We start from the raw sequence: 7,361 nt of genomic DNA, 5'->3' as shown, positions 1-7,361 counted from the left end.
TGTATGACAGCACCTGCTGACGTAACCGTAAGTGCCAATGCTTCATGTCAAGCCACTGGTGTGGCTCTTGGAACACCCACTACAGCTGATAACTGTGGGGCTAATCCGGCAACCAATGATGCGCCGGCTACATTCCCAATAGGTAATACAACAGTAACCTGGACCGTAACTGATGCAGCTGGTAATTCGGCTACTGATACCCAAATAGTAACTGTCGAAGACAATACAGACCCAACCATTACTGCACCTATAGATGTAACCGTTAGTGCCAATGCTTCATGTCAAGCCACTGGTGTGGCTCTTGGAACACCCACTACAGCTGATAACTGTGGCGTTAATCCGGCAACCAATGATGCGCCGGCCACATTCCCAATAGGTAATACAACAGTAACCTGGACCGTAACTGATGCAGCTGGCAATTCGGCTACTGATACCCAATTAGTAACTGTCGAAGACAATAAAGACCCAACCATTACTGCACCTATAGATGTAACCGTTAGTGCGAACGCTTCATGTCAAGCCACTGGTGTGGCTCTTGGAACACCCACTACAGCTGATAACTGTGGCGTTAATCCGGCAACCAATGATGCGCCGGCTACATTCCCAATAGGTAATACAACAGTAACCTGGACCGTAACTGATGCAGCTGGTAATTCGGCTACTGATACCCAATTAGTAACTGTCGAAGACAATACAGACCCAACCATTACTGCACCTATAGATGTAACCGTTAGTGCCAATGCTTCATGTCAAGCCACTGGTGTGGCTCTTGGAACACCCACTACAGCTGATAACTGTGGCGTTAATCCGGCAACCAATGATGCGCCGGCCACATTCCCAATAGGTAATACAACAGTAACCTGGACCGTAACTGATGCCGCCGGCAATTCGGACACTGATACCCAAATAGTAACTGTCGAAGACAATACACCTCCAACTGCCATTTGTCAAGATATATCCATACAATTAAATTCTGCTGGTTATGCAACAATCGCAGCAACTGATTTAGATGGAGGATCAACAGACAATTGTGGAATAGCCTCTTTGAACGCCTCACAGACAGCCTTCACGTGTGCCAATTTAGGATCAAATACTGTAACATTAACAGTTACTGATATTCATGGAAACTCTTCTACGTGTGATGCCATCGTTACAGTTGAAGATGACGAAGCTCCAACAATCAATTGCCCTACGGATAAAAACGTGGATTTTGAGGATAATTGTGAATTTACGCTACTTGACTATACCTCAGAAGCTTCGACTTCTGATAACTGTGATAATAATGTAACCTTGACCCAAAGTCCACCAGCAGGTTCTGTTTTGAGCGGTGCAGTCGTTGTTACTATTACCGCAACCGATGACTCAAACAATTTTTCCACCTGCTCCTTCAATGTGGTTCCTTCGGACAATGAAGCCCCTATTGCGGTTTGTACTGATTACACAGCTGTACTAAGTCCTTCTGGAGTGGTGAATATTGCAGCATCCAATTTGGATAATGGTTCTTCAGATAATTGTGGAATTGCTAATATGACTGTTACTCCGAGTTCATTTAATTGCTCGGATGTCGGACCGAATACCGTAACTTTTACAGTTTATGATGATGCAGGTAATTTTAACAGTTGTACAGCAACTGTAAATGTGGAGGATAATACTCCTCCAACAGCAGTATGCACTGATTTTGTTGTAGTTATAGATGCTATTACCAGAGACGCCACAATTACTGCAGAAAATATTGATAATGGTTCCACAGATGCTTGTGGAGTTGCATCAATAACTGTGAATCCAAGCGTCTTTGATGAAGCTGCGGATGGGTTGTTATATGTTGCAACTACAACTTTAACAGTAACAGATGTGAATGGAAATGAATCTACTTGTACTGCCAATGTAACCGTAGAACCACCTAAAAATTTAAATACTTATATGACAGGTGTTATCACTAATCCCACTCCCGATAATCCGCAACCCCCTAGCCCATTGGTAGAGGTCACGGCTTGTCCTGGTGAATTGTTAGATGGTGTCACCGTTTTTTTTAATCTTCAAAGTATCGCCCCTTATAATTTAGTTGCTGCAGATGTCATTCATTGGGAAGTATCCTATGACTATGGTGAAACATGGACAACTCTCACAACTCCTCCTTCATCGGGAACGTTAACTTATTCGATATCCGGAATTACAAACGACACATTTGTAAGGGCTGTAATTGTAGATCCCGATACAGGAGCAACAAAAACGACTGCCGAGTCTTATGTACGTTTTCTACCTCCTGATGAACCACCAATAATTACTAGTATTTCTCCTGATCCGCCAGAAATTTGTCTTGGAGAAGCGATTACAGTTACAGCTGAAAGTTTCTTTGACCAACCTAATGGACAATTTGGGGAAGGTGGTGAATTTAACTATGCACAACCTGAAGGATGGCGAGTTGATGGTATAGATGGTTTTTTTCCTGCAAGTGGAAACACAACCACCCAACCTACATGGAAAGAAACTAATTCTAACAACAATCAACTTTTTAGTGGAATAAATTATGACACTAATGATAATACTAAATTTGCTATGGCAAATGGGGTTGGAAACGTTACAACTTTGGAAACACCTGTCTTCAGCACCATAGGAATGACATCTAGTGAAGCCATCATGACTTTTGATACAAGTTACTACTTCTGTAATGGAGGATTCGGAACTATTGAATTATCATTTGATTCTGGAAACACCTATTCTGTAGTTTTAAATACTGTTGAAGGATTAGACTTTACTTCAGGCAATACAACTGGAGTAGAATTAGTTAAATCTGGAGGAAACTGTAATAGTGGACAAAGACCGACTACCAACCCGAGAATGGTTTCTGCGTCCATTGATTTAGGAGCATATGTTGGACTTTCAGGATTAAGAGTAATGTTTACTTTCAATGGTAGTACATCTACTTGTGAAGATGTTAGTTTTCCGTTGGCAGCAGACAACCCTTGTAATAATAATCCTACTTATGATGTTGCCAGTGGCTGGGCTATAGACAAGGTTGGTTTTGCATACGCCTATGTAGATGAAGAAATTGAATGGACGGATGAAGATGACAATATTGTTTCAACTTCTACCGAAGCCACCATTACACCTGTAACCCCGGGAATTAGAACTTATGGGGTAACCTCTCTAGTAAATGGTTGTAGAACAGAGAATGATGAAGGTACAGCATTTGTTGACTTCTATACAAGTTTAGCCTATGCAGGACAAGACTATACCCCTTTAAACAGTGAATGTGGTGAAAATGCGCTTCAATTGAACGCTTACGACAATACGAAAACAGCTACTGAAAACTTTATTAAAGGTGCCTATGAAACAAACTTATACGTGGTACCAGATACGGCTGCGGGTGACACGGATTATATAGGAACAGGAATGATGGGTACCTGGAGTGTTCAAAGCGCCACATATAATTCTTGTGGAAGCTCTGCCATATTTTCTAGTGACACAGATCCAGATGCCATATTTTCTGCAGATCCAGGAATATTTACTTTAAGATGGACCTTGGATAATGGTTGTTTTGATGAAATCACCGTCGAAATTAAAGATTGTCCAACAGTAGACTTTGATGGAATTAATGACCATGTCACTTTTAGAAATAATTACCAATTAAACTCTGATTTCAGCTTGGAAGTTTGGGTAAAACCAAATTCAACTAATGGAACTAGGACTGTTTTTTCCAGAAAAGAATTTGGAAATACTACGAGCGGTTATGATTTAAGTATTGTTGACGGACAAATAAGATTCCGCTGGGGGAATGCCGGTGGAACTGGTCAAGTAACATCTGGAGGTAATACTGTTGGAACCAATAGATGGTACCATTTAGCAGTCACATTTGATGGCTCACTTTATACTCTTTATGTTGATGGAATTGTATTAGGTACTGCCAGTGGTAACGCTCCTTCAAATACTTCAGGTAACATAGAAGCACTAATTGGTGCGATGGATCAATCTCCTCCAAACGAACCTACCAATTATTATCATGGTTGGGTAGATGAATTGAGAATTTGGAATAAGGCATTATCTTATGAACATATTCATCAAATGATGAATCAAGAAATTCAGGCTTTAAGCTCAGATGTTGGTGGTGTTGTATTACTAAACAAAATTGATGGTCCAGATTTCAATCAAGATGGTGTTGACGATGACCCACTTTTATGGAATGATTTGGAAGGATATTACAGAATGAATTTGACTTGTGGAAACCTAGCTGCCTACAAAGGAGTTACTGGAAGATTGAGAAACATCACAACTAGCCAACAACAAACAGCTCCTCTTCCATATATTACTACAAAAAATGGCAATTGGGATAACGATTCCACAACGGCTTCACCATGGTTATATTATTCTGTTTGGGATCATCCCAACAGCAATGGAATTAACGGAGAGGCTATTGATTGGAATATTGTTAGAACAAATCATAATGTGATAAGTGATGTGCAAGACATTACCTTACTGGGATTACTAGTAGATTCCAATGAATTAACAATCAAAGATACAGGTGCTGATGATGAAACAAACAATGGTCATGGCCTTTGGATAACCCATTATCTCAAATTAAACGGTCAAATTGATTTGATAGGAGAATCTCAATTGGTTCAAAAACGATATACTATAGATCAATTGAACGATAGTGAACTTGAACCGGCTAGTGGCGGATTTATTGAACGAGATCAACAAGGAACCAATAACCTTTACAATTATAATTATTGGAGTTCTCCCGTTAGTGCTATTGGTGCTGCAACAAATTCAAATTTTACGGTCGCAAATATTCTGAGAGATGGAACTACTTCATCCAATCCTGCTACAATAACTTGGATTGGTGGCTATAATGCAAATCCAGGACCACCCATCTCCATGCCAAATTATTGGCTTTGGACCTATAACGCCATAGCCAACACCTATCAGCAATGGAACCAAGTAGGAAGTACTGGTAGCATACCTACCGGAAATGGTTATACCATGAAAGGAAGCGGGAATGCTGGTAACTATCAAAATTATGTTTTTAAAGGAAAACCACATAATGGATTAATTCAGAATACCAATACAAATGTTTATAATGGTAATCAAATATTAATTGGTAATCCTTACCCGAGTGCTTTGGATGCTGATGAGTTTATTAAAGACAACATACCTAATAACCTAGCAACGGCAGAAGGATCAACTGCTAATCCTGGATCGACCAATGCCTTCGATGGAGCTCTCTATTTTTGGGTCCATTATTTAAGTAGTAATTCCCATTATCTTGCCTTTTACGAGGGTGGTTATGCCACTTACAACTTAAGCGGTGGTGAAATTCCTACCACCCCACCTATAACAGAAGATGGCTATGAAATCAGTGACTTAGGTTCCTCGTCATTATTACCAGGCAGATATATTCCTGTGGGACAAGGTTTCTTTGTAGGCGCTTTAGAACCTGGAACTGGGGGACAAATCAAATTTGAGAATGACCAACGAGTTTTTGAACGAGAGTCGGGATCTGGAGCCTCTATTTTCTTGAAAACATCAAATAATGCAAACCTAAATTCTTCGAACAATGAGAATGAATCAATCATCCAGCGAGTAAGAATAACAGCGTCTATGTCAAATAATTTAAATAGACATCTCATGTTAGCATTTGTGCCAAATAGCACTGCTACTGATGGTTATGATTATGGTTATGATGCAAAAAATATAGATACCTATTCTTCTGATGTATCTTGGAATATTGACGATGCTAATTTTGTAATTCAAGGTGTAAGTGAATTTGATCCGACTAAACAATATCCACTAAATGTCGAATTGGCGCAAGCAGGTGATTTAGAAATAAGTCTCAGAATGTTAGAGAATTTTGATGAAGATGAAATTGAAGTATTTATTTATGATTCCGTAACAGATGAATATACACAATTCAATGACGTTCCCTTCTATATTAATTTAGATGCTGGTGAATATAATAGTAGATTCTTTTTAACCTTTGAATCTGATGAATCGACTCTAAGTACCATTGAAGATATGACTAATGATATTAGTGTAAATTATTTGAATAATTCAGGTGAAATTTTCATCAATACTTTTAACCAAATAAATATTAAAAAAGTCCAATTGATTGATATGGGAGGTAAAGTTATACAAACATGGAACCATTCTCAAGTTCCTGAACTATCCTATTCTAAAATAAAACTACCCGTACAACGCTTATCAAGTGGAAATTACATCATAAAATTAGATACTGATTTAAATACCAGTATTAGTAAAAAGGTGATAGTTGAATAATAAAATCTTTAAAAATTTACGAAAGCGGTAATAATCTTACCGCTTTTTTTGAATTTCCTTCAAAAATTTGCATTTCATCGTGTTTTTTACGCACTTTATAGATTTTATAATATTTATTTTTCTATATTGCGGCCTTTAATAGCTATTAATCCATTGTGAATTAAGAAGAATATCTAAAACGATACCAATTTTAAAATAAAAATGGCAGTAAATTATAAAAAAAATCCCTAAACGATTATAAATTACGGCCTCAGTCTTAAAAGTACCATTGGTTTCCATTTCCTCTAATTACAATTTTTAACAGTTATAAACCGGCCCCAACTATGAAATGTTGTAGCGGTATATTTTTAAACTTTTAAAAATATCAACTATGAGGAAACCTTACTTAATTGTATTAACAGTTTTACTTTCTGCTATAAGTTTTGCTGCTATCCCTAAACATACTAGCTCCCAGCTTTACTATCCACTCTTTACAGACTCCGTTTGCACCTATGAAGAATATTTGGAGATTACGTCTCAAATAACAATAAATGATTTAGGGTCAAGTTTAAGTATAACTGATTGTCCTCCAGCTAATATTACGGTTAATGTTGATCCAGGACAATGCTCTGCTGTTGTGAGTTATACTAATCCAACCACAGACATTGTCGATGGTAGTATGGTACAGATTGATCTAACTGGTTATACCACAGGTGATGCATTTCCTGTAGGAATTACATTTCAAACTTGGGAAGAAAGAGATAGTGCTGATTCTCCAACTGGATTGACTTGCTCATTCAATATAATTGTTGAGGACAACACGCCTCCGGTGCTTGTTGGCGTTCCTGCCGATGTGACCGTAGAATGTGATGCCATACCCGCTCCTGCTGTGGTTACCGCAACAGACAACTGTGATACAACCCTTACAGTTAGCTATTCAGAAACTACCAATACCGTCAATGATGGTGTTGGAACTATCGTTCGTGAATGGTCCGTAACTGATAACGATGGCAATACAACAACACAAACCCAAACCATTACCGTGGAGGACAACACGCCTCCGGTGCTTGTTGGCGTTCCTGCCGATGTGACCGTAGAATGTGATGCCA

The 7,361-nt window shown here is 38.7% G+C and carries 2 protein-coding genes; both read left to right on the top strand.

Annotated features, from left to right (window positions below):
• Nucleotides 1-6,273 (top strand): HYR domain-containing protein (locus ZA07_RS00990; protein WP_157492011.1); only part of this gene is annotated, 6,273 nt, incomplete at its 5' end.
• A 370-nt stretch (nt 6,274-6,643) separates the two neighbouring features.
• On the top strand, nt 6,644-7,361 hold a 718-nt coding region (locus tag ZA07_RS00985; RefSeq protein WP_157492010.1), incomplete at its 3' end, for an HYR domain-containing protein.

This window comes from Mangrovimonas sp. ST2L15 (genome assembly GCF_001280515.1).
Taxonomy (GTDB): Bacteria; Bacteroidota; Bacteroidia; order Flavobacteriales; family Flavobacteriaceae; genus Mangrovimonas; species Mangrovimonas futianensis.
Note: the sequence above shows the minus strand (reverse complement) of the source record. Positions and strands in the feature narration are given on the sequence as shown.